The following is a 15,373-nucleotide window of genomic DNA, read 5'->3' as shown; positions in this document are numbered from 1 at the left end:
GTTAAAAACTATGGATCAACTGTCTAAAATCAGTCGGCAGCACACCAATTTTTCAAAGATTAGTGCTGCGGTTATTTATGCACTATGTGTATCAATTGCATTGAACTTTTTTTGGGAACCGGGACATATTTATGCCAGTGGTGTCACTGGATTTGCACAAATTATTCAAAGTTTATCTCATAATTTGTTATCTACTAATGTGATGTATTTTGCTTTAAATATTCCCTTAATTATTATGGGATGGCTCAAAATCGGCCATAAATTCACCCTTTATACAATTTTAGCTGTTGCTTTTTCATCAATCATGATGAAAGTAATGCCACCTATCAGCACACAGTTTGATCCAATAATTTGTGCCTTATTTGGTGGGGTTATTAATGGAGCTGGTACAGGATTTGCCTTGAAGAATGGTATTTCAACTGGTGGGTTAGACATCATTGGAATTATTGTTCGTAAGAAAACAGGTCATAGTTTTGGAACGATTAATATTTTCTTTAACCTCATGATTGTAGCAGTTGCTGGTTTTATTTTTGGCTGGCCATTTGCCTTTTATACAGCTATTGGAATCTTTGTAAATGGCCGTGTAATCGATATGATTTATACCCAAAACCAAAAAATGCAAGTGATGATTGTAACTGAGCATCCACGTGATTTAATCGATGATATTCAAGGCAAAATGCGGCGAGGTATCACGATTGTTCATGACGTTGAAGGGGCTTTTGGTCATACTGAAAAAACCATCTTATTTACAATTATTTCAAGATATGAAATGCATGAATTAGGACAAGTCGTGCAAAATAAAGACCCATATGCTTTTGTCAGCATCACGAAAGCTGAAAAAGTAATTGGTAGATTTAAGGAGCCTAAAGTTGAGTAAAGAATCATTAATTATTGGAAGCCACGTAAAATTATCAGGTAAAAAAATGCTTCTGTTATCAACAGAAGAAACGATTGCTAATCAAGCAAACACGATGATGGTATTTACAGGAGCACCCCAAAATACTAGAAGACGTCCGTTGTCAGATTTCAATATTGAACAAGCAACACCAATTATTGAAGATCACAAGATTAATCCTATTGTCGTTCATGCACCTTATATCATTAATTTAGGTAACGTTAAAAAACCTGAGAACTTTGGTTTTGCGGTTAACTTTTTAGCTGAAGAAATGCAACGTGCTGAAGCAATTGGTGCACGGTACATTAGTTTTCACCCAGGTTCTCATGTAGGATCTGGAGAAGAAGCAGCTATTGCTCAAATTATCAAAGGTTTAGATGAAGCAATTGAAAAAAGTGAAACTCAAACAGTTAGTATCGCACTTGAAACAATGGCAGGAAAAGGAACTGAAATCGGCAAAAAATTTGAAGAATTAGCACAAATTATTGCAGGTTCAAGTCATCCTGATCGACTATCAATCACATTTGATACCTGCCACGTCTATGATGCCGGTTATGATATCAAAAATGATTTTGAAGGTGTTATGGCTGAATTCGATCGAGTAGTTGGGCTTGATAGAATTACCGTTATTCATCTTAATGATTCAAAATTTGGACTCGATTCTCATAAGGATCGTCATGAAAATTTAGGGTTTGGTCAGCTAGGATTTGAAACTTTGCAAAAGGTCGCTTACTATGAGCCCTTTAAAGCATTGCCAAAGATTTTAGAAACACCATTTATCCCTGATGAATCGGATAGCAAGAAAAAATATTCGCCTTATAAGCGTGAGATTGAAATGTTACGTCAAAAACAATTCGATAATTACTTAAAAGAAGAAGTATTAAAAGAAAATCAATAAATTAAGAATTAAATTAAAAAACATCGTGATATTTTGTTGACCTGGATATCTTTGTTCGATATAATTAAGCATGTAATTAGTTGACCTTATAGGGTCATAGAAATGGAAGGAGGGATATCATATGGCAAAGACAGTCGTTCATGACAACGAATCTCTTGATGATGCTCTTCGTCGCTTCAAACGTTCCGTTTCTAAAAGTGGTACACTCCAAGAGTACCGTAAACGCGAATTTTACGAAAAACCAAGTGTAAAAAGAAAATTAAAATCTGAAGCAGCTCGTAAACGTAAGAGATAACGTCTCGTAAAACCCTTATTTTTGGTTATATTTCCAGAAATAAGGGTTTTTTTTCGCCTTAAAAAGCTTTATCATTAAAGCAGATATAAATTTACTTTCGGAGGCGTATTATTGACGGATACAACGATGCAAAACAGCTATTTTGAAACAGCTAATGCTGATGACTTGATCAGCTTAGTTGGTGTAAATGATCAGCACCTCAACTTAATTCAGGACTATTTTGATGTTGAAATTACCAACCAAGGTGATAGTATTCGCTTAAGTGGCCAACAATCAGACGTCCAATTGGTTGATGAGTTATTAAAATCATTATCGAATTTAATCAAACAACGTGTTAAAATTAACGGATCAGATGTAATGAGTGCGATTAAGATGGCCCAAAAAGGGACGCTTGAGTATTTTGAAGATCTTTACCAGAAGATTTTAATTCGTGATGCTAAAGGTAAACCAATCCGTATCAAAAATCTTAGTCAAGCCAAATATGTGGAGGCTATTAAGCATCATGATGTTGTATTTGGAATTGGACCAGCAGGGACAGGTAAGACGTATTTAGCGGTGATTATGGCGATTTCTGCTTTTAAACGTGGAGAAGTCGAACGTATTATCCTAACACGTCCAGCTGTTGAAGCAGGAGAAAATCTAGGATTTTTACCAGGGGACTTAAAAGATAAAATCGATCCCTATCTTCGTCCAATCTACGATGCTTTGTATGCGATATTTGGCACAGAAGCAACCAATCGTTTGATGGAGCGTGAAATTATTGAAATTGCACCGTTAGCTTATATGAGAGGACGAACACTAGACTCTGCTTTCGTGATTTTAGATGAAGCCCAAAACACGACACGTTCACAAATGAAGATGTTTTTAACGCGTCTGGGATTTGATTCTAAAATGATTGTAAATGGGGATATCACACAGATTGATTTACCTTACAACGCAAAGAGTGGCCTTGTGGAAGCCAAACAACGGTTGCAAGGTATTAATGCAATTAAGTTTATTAATTTCTCTGCCAGCGATGTAGTTAGAAACCCAGTCGTAACCAAAATTATTGAAGCCTACGAAAAAAATGAGGAACAAAATTGAGCCAATTAGATATTAATGTGATTAACGAACAGAATTTACTAGATAATCAACAAGTTCAATGGGCTGTTGATTTATTGAACTATACTAAAGATAAAATTGCACCAGACCAAGCTATTGAGATGTCAATTAGCTTTGTTGACAAAGATGAAATCAAAAAAATCAATGAAACTTACCGTGGAAAAGATAATCCAACAGATGTCATTAGCTTTGCAATTGAAGATGGTGAAGACCAAGAAGAGATTGAAATGCTCCAACAAACTTTTGGTATTGCCAGAAATATTGGTGATCTTGTGATTTGTCCAGCTATTGTGGCTGAACACGGGGAAGAGTATGGTCATGGCTTTGACCGTGAATTTGGTTATACCTTAGTCCATGGCTTCTTGCACTTGAGTGGTTATGACCATATTGATCCTGAAGAAGAAAAGGAAATGATTGGGTTGCAAAACCAAATCTTAGATGACTATGGCCTTAAAAGATAAAAAGCAAATTCAAAAAAATAGACACTTTTTTCAATCACTAAGACATGCAATTGATGGTATTTTGCATGTGTTGAAGGTTGAACGGAATTTTAAGATTGATATTTTTGTCAGTATCATAGTTATTTTGATTAGTTTTTATTATCAAATCTCTAGTGCAGAGTGGCTATGGGTTGTTTTTTCAATCTTTTCAGTTATTATTGCTGAAGTGGCTAATACATCAATTGAAACGGTCGTTGATTTAGCTGCCGATTTTAAGTACCACGATTATGCAAAATATGCTAAAGATACAGCAGCAGGGTTTGTGGTCTTGACTGCAATGATGGCTGTGATTATTGGTGCAATTATTTTTATACCTAAATTTATTAACTAGTTAGGAATTAACTATGGAAATTAAACAATTAATTGAGATTGCTAAACAGCATTTGAGTAGGGCTTATGTCCCTTATTCTCATTTTCCAGTTGCAGCAGTTGCATTGGATGATCAAGGTAACCTTTATAAAGGAATTAACGTTGAAAATGCTTCTTATGGACTAACAATGTGTGCTGAACGAGTTTGTTTATTTGAAAGTATCAATCAAAATGACTCTAAACCCACGATTACAGATTTTGTGATTATTGGGAACACACCAAATGCTATTTCTCCTTGTGGAGCTTGTCGTCAGGTGATGAGTGAGTTACTCAATCGAGAAACGCGAATAGTTTTAGCTTCAGCTAAAACAGATGATTTAAAGCAATTCAGCTTAGATGAAATCTTACCCTATTACTTTACAAGCGAGGAATTAAATAATGGAAAATAACGAATTTAGATCTGGTTTTGTTGGGATTATTGGCCGTCCTAACGTTGGAAAATCAACATTGATGAACCGTATTATCGGTGAAAAAATTGCGATTATGTCAGATAAAGCGCAAACAACACGTAATAATATCAACGGAATTTACACTTCAGATAAAGCACAGATGGTGTTTTTGGATACACCAGGTGTTCATAAACCCAAAAACCAATTAGATGATTATATGTCAAAATCATCACTAGGGATGCTTAACCAAGTGGACGTCGTATTATTCATGGTTTCAGCTGAAGATAAAATGGGACCAGGAGATCGTTTTATCTTAAACTTATTACAAGACGTAAAAAAACCAGTTTACTTAATTATCAATAAAATTGATTTGATTCATCCAGATGATTTATTGGCATTTATCGAACAATACCGTCATGAGTTAGACTTTAAAGAAGTTTATCCAATTTCTGCAACACAAGGAAATAATGTTGATGAATTACTAGATCAATTGAGCGATGAATTACCTGTTGGACCACAATTCTATGATGAAGATCAACTAACAAATCGTCCAGAATATTTTGTCGTTGCTGAATTAATACGTGAAAAAATCCTTGAATTTACTCGCGATGAAATTCCACATTCAGTTGCTGTCTTAGTTAATCAAATGAGTCAACGTATTGAAGGTAAACTTCAGATTGATGCAACAATTTTTGTAGAACGTAAAAGTCAAAAAGCTATTGTAATTGGTCAAGGTGCTAGCTTATTAAAACGCATCGGTATTAAATCTCGTCAAGAAATTGAAAACCTACTGGGTGAAAAAGTAAACTTAAAACTTTGGGTTAAAGTTCAAAAGAACTGGCGTAAAGATCCATTGTTCCTAGCTCAGTCAGGTTACAATCCAAAAGACTTGAACTAATGAATAAGCAATGGGTTGAAGGTATTGTTTTTAAAAGACAATCCTTTCAGGAAACAGATGTACTCGTGCGAATTTTCACTCAGGAATATGGGCTGTTTACCATGATTGTTAAAGGTGCAAAACGACCAAAGTCAAAATTAAATAGCAGTGTACTTAATTTTTCTTACGGCCATTATTTAGTTGATATTAAGCCTAATCGAATTAGTCGACTCAACACGACAACCAAAGTAAAACAGTTTGAATCGATTATTACAGATATTGAAAAAAGTGCTTATGCGACCTTCTTGTGTGATTTAGCCAATCGGGCTTTTGTCGATTATCAAGCAGAAGGTGAGTATTATCAGTTACTCAAGCAAGCATTGCTTCGCCTTGATGAGGGTAAAAATCCAGAAATTGTAATGCAGATTTTTCAACTAAAAATGCTCAAAGCTTATGGTGTAGCTCCTGAATTGAGACACTGTGTTGTTTGCCAAAATACTGAGGGTGAATTTGCCTATTCACTTGAAAAAGGTGGTATCATCTGCCAAAAGCACTTATCTGAATTTAGCAACTTACGATTACTAGATTTATCAACAAAAGAGGTTAGTTTATTGAGAACATTAGCCTTTGTGCCACTTGATAAGTTGAACCACGTCACAGTGAAACATCAAACACAGACGAGATTATCAAAAGCCATCGACCGAATTTATTTAGAAACATTAGACATGACACTAAAATCTAAGCAGTATCTCAATCAAATGACAACATGGTTAATTGATTAAATTATTTCTTAAATTTTGTCATAATTTTATTGAAACAAGCACATATAAAGTGTATTCTATTAATGTATATCAAAGCTACGATGAAATAGATTAGTAGTCTATTATTATCAATTTTAAGCGACTGTGGGTGAGTGTAAGCCACGGAATTGGGATAGATGAAGGGCACTATGGAGTAGCTTGACAATTAAGTAGCCGAATTTTTCGGAATTAGGGTGGAACCGCGATTAATCGTCCCTATGCATATTTATGCATAGGTTTTTTTATTGCAAAAAAAGGAGTAAATAAAAATGAACATTCAGCAAATGATTTCAACTTTAGAAGATTTTTGGTCTTCTAAAGGTGCTATGATTATGAACGCATACGATACAGAAAAAGGTGCGGGAACAATGAGTCCTTACACATTCTTAAGAGCTGTTGGACCTGAACCATGGAATGCTTGTTACGTTGAACCATCAAGAAGACCTGCGGATGGTCGTTATGGTCAAAATCCTAACAGACTTTTCCAACATCACCAATTCCAATTGGTGATGAAACCTTCTCCAGAAAATATTCAAGAATATTATTTAGATAGTTTACGTGCTTTAGGCATTGATCCACTAGAACATGATATTCGTTTCGTTGAAGATAACTGGGAAAACCCTTCAATGGGTGCTGCCGGTGTTGGTTGGGAAGTTTGGCTAGATGGAATGGAAATTACTCAGTTTACCTACTTCCAAGTTGTTGGGGGAATTGAAGTTAAACCCGTGACAAGTGAAATTACTTACGGAGTTGAACGTTTAGCATCATATATTCAAGATGTCGATTCAGTTTTTGATTTAGAATGGTCAGATGGTGTTTTATACGGTGATATCTTCAAAGAACCTGAATATGAACATTCAAAATATGCTTTTGAAGACAGCAACCAAGAAGAATTATTAACTTTATTCAACATGTATGAAAAAGAAGCGTTACGTTTGATTGAACTTGGCTTAGTTCACCCAGCTTATGACTACATTCTAAAATCCTCACACACATTCAACTTGCTAGATGCCCGTGGTGCTGTTTCTGTAACAGAACGTGCTGGTTATCTTTCACGTATCAGAAACATGGCACATCGTGTTGCTTCAGCGTTTGTTGAGGAAAGACGTAAGCTAGGATTCCCATTATTGAAAAATAAAGCTCAAAAAGCAGGTGAAGAAAATGACTAAAAACTATTTATTAGAAGTTGGTCTTGAAGAAATGCCCGCACACGTGGTCACACCAACAATTAAACAATTATTAACTAAAACAGAAAAATTCTTAAAAGAAAACAAATTAGATTATAAAGAAATCAAAACTTTTTCAACACCTCGTCGTCTTGCACTACTTGTTGAAGACTTAAACGAAAAACAAGCAGATATCGATGAAGTCCAAAAAGGACCGGCTAAAAAAATCGCATTAGATGATGATGGTAACTGGACTAAAGCTGCTCAAGGTTTTGCTCGTGGACAAAATATGAGTACTGATGATATTTACTTTGAAGACCTAAAAGGAACAGAATATGCTTTTCTTCACAAAAAAGAAGAAGGAAAACAAGCTAAAGCTATTTTGGGTCAATTAAGCGATGTTGTGATGTCACTAACATTCCCAACTCGTATGCACTGGGCAAATTATGACTTTGAATTTATTCGTCCAATTCATTGGATTGTGTCATTATTTGATGATGAAGTCATTCCAATGCAAATCTTAGATGTTGAAGCTGGACGTAAAACTCGTGGACACCGTTTCTTAGGTGATCCAATTAGTTTAGCTAAAGCCGATGACTACGAAGAATCTCTAAAAAGTGAATTTGTTATTGCTGATGCAGAAGATAGAAAAGCAATTATCCGCTCTCAAATCGAAGAAATGGCTAAAGAAAACAACTGGATTGTCAAACTTGATGAAGGTCTATTAGAAGAAGTTAATAACCTGGTTGAATATCCAACTGCTTTTGCTGGTCGTTTTGACAAAAAATACCTTGAAATTCCTGAAGAAGTCTTAATTACATCAATGAAAGATCACCAACGTTATTTTGCTGTTCGTGAAGCAGATGGTAGCTTGAGTGCACACTTTATTTCAGTTCGTAACGGAAATAAAGATCACATTGAAAATGTAGCTTTAGGTAATGAAAAAGTGTTAACAGCTCGTTTAGAAGATGCTGACTTCTTCTACAAGGAAGACCAAAAATTACCAATTTCACACTTTGTAGATAAATTGAAAAACGTGACATTCCATGATAAAATTGGTTCTTTAACTGAAAAAATGTTACGTGTTAAAACAATTGCTGGCGACTTAGCTAAACGATTTGATTTGTCTGCTGATGAGACAACTGATGTTGTTCGTGCAAGTGAAATCTACAAATTTGATTTAGTGACTCAAATGGTCGGTGAATTTGATGAACTTCAAGGAATTATGGGACAAAGATATGCTAAATTGGCTGGTGAAAATGATGAAGTGAGTTTAGCTATTGCTGAACAATATCTACCAACTTCAGCTGAAGGTAAGCTACCAACTTCAAAAGTAGGAGCATTACTTTCAATCAGTGAAAAACTAGATACAATTTTGACTTTCTTTAGTGCTGATATGATTCCAACAAGTTCAAACGACCCTTATGCTTTAAGACGTTCAGCTTACGGTATTGTCCGTATTTTAGTTGACCAAAAATGGTCTGTTTCATTTAACCAATTGTTACCTGAGCTAATTCAAACATTAGATGGCTTAACACCAGCTCGTTTGACAACATCAGAAGAAACAATTAAGCAAATTTCAGACTTTATTTTGGACCGTGTTAAACAATACTTAACTGTTCAAAACTACAAATATGATGTTATTGATACAGTTATGCATTCTGTTCAAAACGATCCATTGCAAGTTATTGAAGCAGCTAAAGTCTTGAATGAACACCACCAAGATCCAGAATTTAAGTCAGTTGTGGAATCATTAACACGTATTAGCAACATTTTACAAAAAGCACAATTTAATGGTAATGAAGCAGTAGATGAAAGCTTACTTCAAACTGATTCAGAAAAACAATTATTAGTCGCAACTAATGATATTTTGAGTCAAACTGCTAGCTTGCCAGAACTATACAAACAATTAGTATCAATCGAACCATTGATTGAAGCTTACTTTGAAGAAAATATGATTATGGATAAAGATGAAGCTATTCAGAAAAACCGTTTGGCACAATTGAACAAGCTAAATAAATTAGCACACCGTCTAGGAGATGTTCAACGCTTAGTCATTAAATAACTTCAATTGTAAGTTAACAGTTGGGGGAGTTAAAATGGCACAATTTATTCCTGAAACATTTATAGATGAGGTTAGGACGAATACTGATATTTTAGATGTTGCTAGCCAATATATTCAGTTTCAAAAAAAGGGTAAAAACTATTTTGGACTTTGCCCATTTCACGAAGAACGAACACCGTCATTTTCAATTTCTGAAGAAAAGCAAATTTTTCATTGTTTTAGTTGTGGTCGAGGTGGTAATGTTTTTAAATTGTTGATGGACATTGAAAATTTATCCTTTCCTGAGGCAGTTTTAAAGGTTGCACAAGACAGCAACATTCCTGTGCCGTCAGATGTTCAAAGTACCACTATCAACAAACAAGAACAGATCAAAAGTCATCCACTTAGACAAGCTTATCGTGAGGTTAGTGAGTTATATCACCATATTTTAATGGTGACAGACTATGGTAAAAAAGCTTTGGACTATTTGTTTAAAAGAGGTATGACCGAAGCTACTATCAAGGAATTTCAGCTGGGATTTGCACCACCTCGTGATATTGTTTATGATTTCTTACTCAACAAAGGGCATAAACCTGAAGATTTAGCTAATTCGGGATTATTTATCAACGGCTCTACCGATGATAAATTACGAGACCGTTTTAAAAATCGAATTATGTATCCTATTTTCGATAATTATGGGAATGTTATTGCGTTTTCTGGGCGAACCTTAAATGATGATTCAGATGAGCCTAAATATTTAAACAGTCCAGAAACAGAAATCTTTAATAAAAGCAAGACCTTATTTAACTACCAAAAAGCCAAAAAGAACCTGAGACAACGACAGTCTATGGTTCTTTTTGAAGGTTTTATGGATGTTATCAGTGCCTATGAGGCAGGTGTCAAAACCGGAATTGCATCGATGGGGACTAGCTTGACTGACCAACAGATTTATTTAATTAAGCAGGCAACTTCTGATTTGATTATTTGCTATGATGGCGATAATCCAGGTATTAAGGCGACGAACAGAGCAATTAAACTGCTTGATCAAAAACAACAGTTTAATCTATCGGTTGTTTTATTACCAGATGGACATGATCCAGATGACTTTATTCGTAGTTATGGAAATGACGCTTTTGTTAATCAAATTAACGGTGCAATTACAACAATCGATTTTGGCTTAAAATTACTGCAAAGACATTACAATTTAGATAATAATCGAGAAAAAATCGAGTTTGTCAATGCGGCGGTTAGCTTGATTGCTCGCAGTCGTACTGAAATTACGCAAGACTTATATAGTCAAAAATTAGCCGAATTAACTCAATTACCCATTGAAACTATTAAGAATGCTGTTCTTTCTGAAAATCAAAAACAGCGGCGAATTGCATCAAATCAAACTTATCAAGAACAGCCTGAACCAAAAAAACAAGATTTTTCCAAAAAACTAACGGCACTAGAAATCGCAGAAGTCAGATTAATTTACTTGGTTTTAAGATATGATGAAGTTAATGACTTTGTTATCCAACATCAGTACGAGTTTAGTAATGCTGAATTGGGAGCTATTTTTAATGAATGGCAAACTTATAAGCAAGCCACAGATAATCCGTCAATTTCCGGCTTTATCGATTTTATTTCTGATGATTTAAAGCGTATAATAGTGTCTATAGAGATGATGCAAATGCCTGATTATTATTCATCTCAAGAGCTTGAAGACTACTTAAGTCAATCAGTCAAAGAAAAACAAGCTCAACAGTTGCAACAACTGCGGGCTCAATTAGCTGAAGCAAAGCGCCAACGTGATGAACAGCAAGAGCTCGCCATAACGCAACAGATAATCGAATTAAGGCGTTTATTGAATTAATGTAGGAGGTATTCTATGTCAGAAAACAAACAAACAAAAGTTACAGATCAAACCTCTAAAAGTGCTACACAAGGTAACACTGAACTTGAAAAAGCTGTTAATCAGCTAGTTAAAGAGTCTAAAAAAACTAAAGAACTAAAAGAAGTTGATTTTGCTGATAAGTTGGTTCATCCATTTAAACTAACAAAAACAGCGATTACTGAATTAGTTCGTCAATTTGAAGATAATGGTATTGGAATTGTTGACGAAAAAGGAAATCCTTCACAATTAGCTTTGAGTAAAGAAGAAGCGATTAAACAAGAAGAAATTCAAGATTTATCAGCACCTTCAAGTATCAAAATTAATGATCCTGTTAGAATGTACTTGAAGGAGATTGGACGAGTACCTCTTTTAAATGCTGATCAAGAAGTTAGTCTAGCTCACCGTATTGAAGATGGTGACCTAGAAGCTAAACAAGAACTTGCTGAATCTAACTTGCGTTTGGTTGTATCAATTGCTAAACGTTATGTTGGTCGTGGTATGCAATTCTTAGATTTGATTCAAGAAGGTAATATGGGACTAATGAAGGCTGTTGATAAATTTGATTACCGTTTAGGTTTCAAATTCTCAACTTATGCCACATGGTGGATTAGACAAGCTATTACGCGTGCAATTGCTGACCAAGCTCGTACTATTCGTATCCCTGTTCACATGGTTGAAACCATTAATAAGCTAATCAGAATTCAACGTCAATTACTTCAAGATTTAGGTCGTGAACCAACACCTGAAGAAATTGGTGCTGAAATGGATATGGCACGTGACAAAGTTCGTGAAATTCTAAAAATTTCACAAGAACCCGTGTCACTTGAAACACCAATCGGTGAAGAAGATGACTCTCATTTAGGAGATTTCATTGAAGACCAAGAAGCAACAAGTCCAGAAGACTATGCTTCTTATGAACTACTAAAAGAACAGTTAGAAAATGTATTGGATACATTGACTGACCGTGAAGAAAATGTTCTACGTTTACGTTTTGGTCTAGATGATGGTCGTACACGTACTTTGGAAGAAGTGGGAACGGTTTTCAAAGTAACCCGTGAACGTATCCGTCAAATTGAAGCGAAAGCTCTACGTAAATTACGTCATCCTTCACGTTCAAATCAATTGAAGGACTTTTTAGACTAATTGTCAGAAAAGAACTTGATAACATTGTTACCAAGTTCTTTTTTTGTGTTAAAATCAGGGATAGATATGGGGAGATATGATGCATTCAAAACGTTTAGAAGCTATTGCAAATTTAGTAAATCACAATCAAAAATTAGCAGATATAGGAACTGATCACGCCTATTTACCAATTGATTTAGTTGAAAAGGGCGTCATTTCGAGTGCCATTGCCGCAGATATTGCTGAAGGGCCGTTGAATAATGCCGTTGAAAATATTCAACAGCATCAACTAGCCGATAAAATATCAACGCGACTTGGTAACGGACTAGTTCCATTTTCAAAAGCAGATGAGGTTGAACAAGTTGTAATTGCTGGTATGGGTGGCAAACTAATTGTTGATATTTTAGAAGAAGCTAGTCAAAGACAGTTATATTTTGAGACATTGATTTTAGAGCCTAACATTGGTGAAGAAGAGGTTAGACAGTGGTTGATGACTCATCACTATCAAATTACAGAAGAAACCATCGTTAAAGAAGGTCGTCACATTTACGAAATTATTAAAGCAGTACAAGTTAATCAAAAGGTTACTTATTCTGAAGCAGAGTTACTTTTTGGGCCTGTTTTAGTACAAGAAAAGCCAGAGTTATTTATTCAAAAATGGCAACATAAATTAGATACACTAACTACTATTTTGAGACAACTTAAACAGCATGCCGATAACAATCAAGAAAAGATTGAAGAATTCGAAAACACCGTACGTTTAATTGAACAGGAGGTTTTATAATGGTTAAAGCTCAACAAATTATTGAGAGAATTGAACAATTTGCACCTCAAGATTTAGCTTTAGATAAAGATCCCGTAGGACTTCAAATTGGTAATCCTAACCAAAATATCACTAAAATTATGACGACTTTAGATGTTCGACCAGAAGTTGTAGAAGAAGCTATTCAAAATAATGTGGATATGATTTTTAGTCATCATCCATTGATGTTTCGTCCAGCAAAGAATTTAGATTTATCTAACCCACAAAATGCAATGTATGCTCAAATTATCAAACATGATATTGTCGTATATTCAGCTCATACTAATATTGATATGGCACCTGAAGGTATGAATGATTGGCTAAGTGAATGCTTAAACTTATCTGATGTGCAGCCTTTTGCATTTGAGTTAACACGCGGGAATACGCCTATGGGAATCGGGCGAAAAGGAAAATTATCACAATCTCAAACATTAACGGAACTTTCAAGAGAACTTAAACATGTCTTTAACCTTCAAGGATTAAGGCTAGTCGCTTCAAACCCTGAGCAAAAAGTGCAGACAGTTGGTATAATAGGGGGAGATGGCGGAAAATTCTTTTTAGATGCCGTAAAAAATGAAATTGATGTGTTAATTACAGGAGATGTTTATTACCATACAGGACATGATATGTTGAGTTATAACTTACCTGTTATTGATCCAGGTCATCACATTGAAGCTATTTTTAAGGGTAAAATGGCGGAAAAATTAACAACTTGGAGTCAAGAGAATGATTGGCACATATCTGTCACTCAATCGCAAATTTCAACGGATCCCTATCAATTTATTTAACTAAGGAGAATAGTATGAAATACAATGATTTAACTTCACGATTTTTAAGTTATGTGAAGCAAAACACACGTTCAGACGAAAACTCAACAACAGTACCGTCTACAAAACGCCAAGTTGATTTCTTAAACAACTTAAAAGCAGAACTAGAAGAAATTGGACTAAGTGACATTTTTTATAACGAAAAAAATGGCTATTTAACAGCAACAATTGAAGCTACAACTGAGAAAGAAGTTCCAACTATTGGTTTTATTTCACATGTTGATACAGCAGATTTCAATTCTGAAAATATTCAACCACAATTGATTGAAAATTATGATGGAAAGTCAGCAATCAAGTTGGGTGAGAGTGGTTTTTACTTAGACCCTAAAGAATTTGAAAGCTTAACTAAATATGAAGGCCATACATTAATTACAACTGATGGAACGACTTTATTAGGTGCCGATGATAAATCAGGTGTTGCTGAAATTGTGACATTTGCTGATTATTTAATTAAGCACCCAGAAATCGAACACGGTAAAATTCGTTTGGCTTTTGGTCCTGATGAAGAAATCGGAACAGGGGCTAATTTATTTGATGTTGATTTATTTGACGCAGATTTTGCGTATACAGTTGATGGTGGACCTGAAGGTGAATTAGAATACGAAACTTTTAATGCAGCTAGCTTAAAGGTAGACATTCAGGGTAAAAATGTTCATCCAAGTACAGCTTATGGCGTAATGGTAAACGCTAGTTTGTTGGCAATTGAATTTAACGATCGTTTGCCTAAAGATGAGGTACCCGAAAAAACAAAAGATCGTGAAGGGTTCTTCTTATTAACTGATATGTCTGGTAATGTTGACCAAGCTTCACTTTCTTATATCATTCGTGATTTTGAAAAAGACGGCTTAGCTCGTCGTAAAGAATTAGCACAATCAATCGCTAAAGAAATGAATGAATCACTTGATGTTGAGCGTGTTCAAGTGACGATTAAAGATCAATACGCTAACATGTATGAAGTAATTAAAGACCATATGTATGTGGTTGACTTAGCACGTCAAGCTATGCATAATTTAGACATTAAAACCGATGAAAAAGCAGTTCGTGGGGGAACAGACGGATCAAAAATTTCATTTATGGGCCTACCAACACCTAATTTATTTGCAGGTGGCGAAAATATGCATGGTCGTTATGAGTATGTTAGTGTTCAAACAATGGAAAAAGCCGTAGACGTTTTACTTGAAATTGCAACTTTAAATGTTAAAGGAGAAAACTAATGCCAATCGTACACATTGATTTAATTGAAGGACGTTCACCTGAACAAATTAAAGGTATGGTAAAAGATGTTACCGAAGCCATTGCCAAAAACACAGGTGCACCACAAGAAAATGTTCATATCGTTTTAAACGAAATGAACAAAGATAACTATTCTGTTGGTGGCAAATTAAAAAGCGAACAATAAATAAAAAAAC

At 35.0% G+C, this 15,373-nt stretch carries 17 protein-coding genes; all 17 read left to right on the top strand.

What is annotated here, in order from left to right:
* The first annotated feature begins 10 nt into the window (after positions 1 to 10).
* Positions 11 to 877, top strand: a complete 867-nt coding sequence (locus R4Y45_RS04585; RefSeq protein WP_339969735.1) for a YitT family protein — start codon at positions 11 to 13, stop codon at positions 875 to 877.
* Complete coding sequence (locus R4Y45_RS04580) at positions 870 to 1,793, top strand: deoxyribonuclease IV (protein WP_339969733.1); 924 nt, start codon at positions 870 to 872, stop codon at positions 1,791 to 1,793. Before R4Y45_RS04585 ends, R4Y45_RS04580 begins: the two co-directional genes overlap by 8 nt.
* Before the next feature lie 121 nt (positions 1,794 to 1,914).
* Entirely contained in the window at positions 1,915 to 2,088 is a 174-nt protein-coding gene (gene rpsU / locus R4Y45_RS04575) for a 30S ribosomal protein S21 (RefSeq protein ID WP_056975084.1), read from the top strand.
* 126 nt (positions 2,089 to 2,214) lie between these two features.
* Positions 2,215 to 3,171 carry a PhoH family protein gene (locus tag R4Y45_RS04570; protein WP_339970259.1) on the top strand — a complete coding sequence of 319 codons (957 nt, stop codon included), beginning with the start codon at positions 2,215 to 2,217 and terminating at the stop codon, positions 3,169 to 3,171.
* The gene (gene ybeY, locus R4Y45_RS04565; RefSeq protein WP_339969729.1) at positions 3,168 to 3,650 is read left to right on the top strand and encodes an rRNA maturation RNase YbeY; all 483 of its coding nucleotides are present in this window, start codon (positions 3,168 to 3,170) and stop codon (positions 3,648 to 3,650) included. Before R4Y45_RS04570 ends, ybeY begins: the two co-directional genes overlap by 4 nt.
* Positions 3,628 to 4,020: a diacylglycerol kinase family protein gene (locus R4Y45_RS04560; protein WP_339969727.1), complete on the top strand. Its 393-nt coding sequence runs from the start codon at positions 3,628 to 3,630 to the stop codon at positions 4,018 to 4,020. The genes ybeY and R4Y45_RS04560 overlap by 23 nt, the downstream gene beginning before the upstream one ends.
* A 13-nt stretch (positions 4,021 to 4,033) precedes the next feature.
* Entirely contained in the window at positions 4,034 to 4,447 is a 414-nt protein-coding gene (locus R4Y45_RS04555; RefSeq protein ID WP_339969725.1) for a cytidine deaminase, read from the top strand.
* On the top strand, positions 4,437 to 5,345 hold the full coding sequence (gene era / locus R4Y45_RS04550; RefSeq protein WP_339969723.1) for a GTPase Era: 909 nt from the start codon (positions 4,437 to 4,439) through the stop codon (positions 5,343 to 5,345). Before R4Y45_RS04555 ends, era begins: the two co-directional genes overlap by 11 nt.
* Positions 5,345 to 6,106, top strand: coding sequence for a DNA repair protein RecO (gene recO, locus R4Y45_RS04545; RefSeq protein WP_339969720.1), 762 nt, complete (start codon positions 5,345 to 5,347; stop codon positions 6,104 to 6,106). The genes era and recO overlap by 1 nt, the downstream gene beginning before the upstream one ends.
* Positions 6,107 to 6,393: 287 nt before the next feature.
* Positions 6,394 to 7,293: a glycine--tRNA ligase subunit alpha gene (gene glyQ / locus R4Y45_RS04540; protein WP_339969718.1), complete on the top strand. Its 900-nt coding sequence runs from the start codon at positions 6,394 to 6,396 to the stop codon at positions 7,291 to 7,293.
* Entirely contained in the window at positions 7,286 to 9,355 is a 2,070-nt protein-coding gene (glyS, locus tag R4Y45_RS04535; RefSeq protein WP_339969715.1) for a glycine--tRNA ligase subunit beta, read from the top strand. The genes glyQ and glyS overlap by 8 nt, the downstream gene beginning before the upstream one ends.
* Before the next feature lie 34 nt (positions 9,356 to 9,389).
* Positions 9,390 to 11,192 carry a DNA primase gene (dnaG, locus tag R4Y45_RS04530; RefSeq protein ID WP_339969713.1) on the top strand — a complete coding sequence of 601 codons (1,803 nt, stop codon included), beginning with the start codon at positions 9,390 to 9,392 and terminating at the stop codon, positions 11,190 to 11,192.
* A gap of 15 nt (positions 11,193 to 11,207) precedes the next feature.
* Positions 11,208 to 12,356 (top strand): RNA polymerase sigma factor RpoD, encoded by a 1,149-nt coding sequence (rpoD, locus tag R4Y45_RS04525; protein WP_339969711.1) that lies wholly within the window; start codon positions 11,208 to 11,210, stop codon positions 12,354 to 12,356.
* A gap of 79 nt (positions 12,357 to 12,435) precedes the next feature.
* Entirely contained in the window at positions 12,436 to 13,119 is a 684-nt protein-coding gene (locus tag R4Y45_RS04520; RefSeq protein WP_339969709.1) for a tRNA (adenine(22)-N(1))-methyltransferase, read from the top strand.
* The gene (locus R4Y45_RS04515; protein ID WP_339969707.1) at positions 13,119 to 13,925 is read left to right on the top strand and encodes a Nif3-like dinuclear metal center hexameric protein; all 807 of its coding nucleotides are present in this window, start codon (positions 13,119 to 13,121) and stop codon (positions 13,923 to 13,925) included. Before R4Y45_RS04520 ends, R4Y45_RS04515 begins: the two co-directional genes overlap by 1 nt.
* 14 nt (positions 13,926 to 13,939) lie before the next feature.
* Complete coding sequence (pepT, locus tag R4Y45_RS04510) at positions 13,940 to 15,178, top strand: peptidase T (RefSeq protein WP_339969705.1); 1,239 nt, start codon at positions 13,940 to 13,942, stop codon at positions 15,176 to 15,178.
* Positions 15,178 to 15,363 (top strand): 2-hydroxymuconate tautomerase, encoded by a 186-nt coding sequence (locus R4Y45_RS04505; RefSeq protein WP_339969703.1) that lies wholly within the window; start codon positions 15,178 to 15,180, stop codon positions 15,361 to 15,363. The genes pepT and R4Y45_RS04505 overlap by 1 nt, the downstream gene beginning before the upstream one ends.
* The last annotated feature ends 10 nt before the right edge of the window (positions 15,364 to 15,373 follow it).

The organism is Holzapfeliella saturejae, from assembly GCF_037546065.1.
Taxonomy (GTDB): Bacteria; Bacillota; Bacilli; order Lactobacillales; family Lactobacillaceae; genus Holzapfeliella; species Holzapfeliella saturejae.
This window is presented reverse-complemented; position numbering and strand designations above follow the sequence as displayed.

What these genes read in the sequence shown, in the direction of transcription:
- R4Y45_RS04585 (WP_339969735.1), top strand. Translation starts at nt 11, where the DNA reads ATGGATCAACTGTCTAAAATCAGTCGGCAGCACACCAATTTTTCAAAG.
- rpsU (WP_056975084.1), top strand. Translation starts at nt 1,915, where the DNA reads ATGGCAAAGACAGTCGTTCATGACAACGAATCTCTTGATGATGCTCTT.
- R4Y45_RS04570 (WP_339970259.1), top strand. Translation starts at nt 2,215, where the DNA reads ATGCAAAACAGCTATTTTGAAACAGCTAATGCTGATGACTTGATCAGC.
- R4Y45_RS04560 (WP_339969727.1), top strand. Translation starts at nt 3,628, where the DNA reads ATGACTATGGCCTTAAAAGATAAAAAGCAAATTCAAAAAAATAGACAC.
- R4Y45_RS04555 (WP_339969725.1), top strand. Translation starts at nt 4,034, where the DNA reads ATGGAAATTAAACAATTAATTGAGATTGCTAAACAGCATTTGAGTAGG.
- era (WP_339969723.1), top strand. Translation starts at nt 4,437, where the DNA reads ATGGAAAATAACGAATTTAGATCTGGTTTTGTTGGGATTATTGGCCGT.
- recO (WP_339969720.1), top strand. Translation starts at nt 5,345, where the DNA reads ATGAATAAGCAATGGGTTGAAGGTATTGTTTTTAAAAGACAATCCTTT.
- glyQ (WP_339969718.1), top strand. Translation starts at nt 6,394, where the DNA reads ATGAACATTCAGCAAATGATTTCAACTTTAGAAGATTTTTGGTCTTCT.
- glyS (WP_339969715.1), top strand. Translation starts at nt 7,286, where the DNA reads ATGACTAAAAACTATTTATTAGAAGTTGGTCTTGAAGAAATGCCCGCA.
- dnaG (WP_339969713.1), top strand. Translation starts at nt 9,390, where the DNA reads ATGGCACAATTTATTCCTGAAACATTTATAGATGAGGTTAGGACGAAT.
- rpoD (WP_339969711.1), top strand. Translation starts at nt 11,208, where the DNA reads ATGTCAGAAAACAAACAAACAAAAGTTACAGATCAAACCTCTAAAAGT.
- R4Y45_RS04520 (WP_339969709.1), top strand. Translation starts at nt 12,436, where the DNA reads ATGCATTCAAAACGTTTAGAAGCTATTGCAAATTTAGTAAATCACAAT.
- R4Y45_RS04515 (WP_339969707.1), top strand. Translation starts at nt 13,119, where the DNA reads ATGGTTAAAGCTCAACAAATTATTGAGAGAATTGAACAATTTGCACCT.
- pepT (WP_339969705.1), top strand. Translation starts at nt 13,940, where the DNA reads ATGAAATACAATGATTTAACTTCACGATTTTTAAGTTATGTGAAGCAA.
- R4Y45_RS04505 (WP_339969703.1), top strand. Translation starts at nt 15,178, where the DNA reads ATGCCAATCGTACACATTGATTTAATTGAAGGACGTTCACCTGAACAA.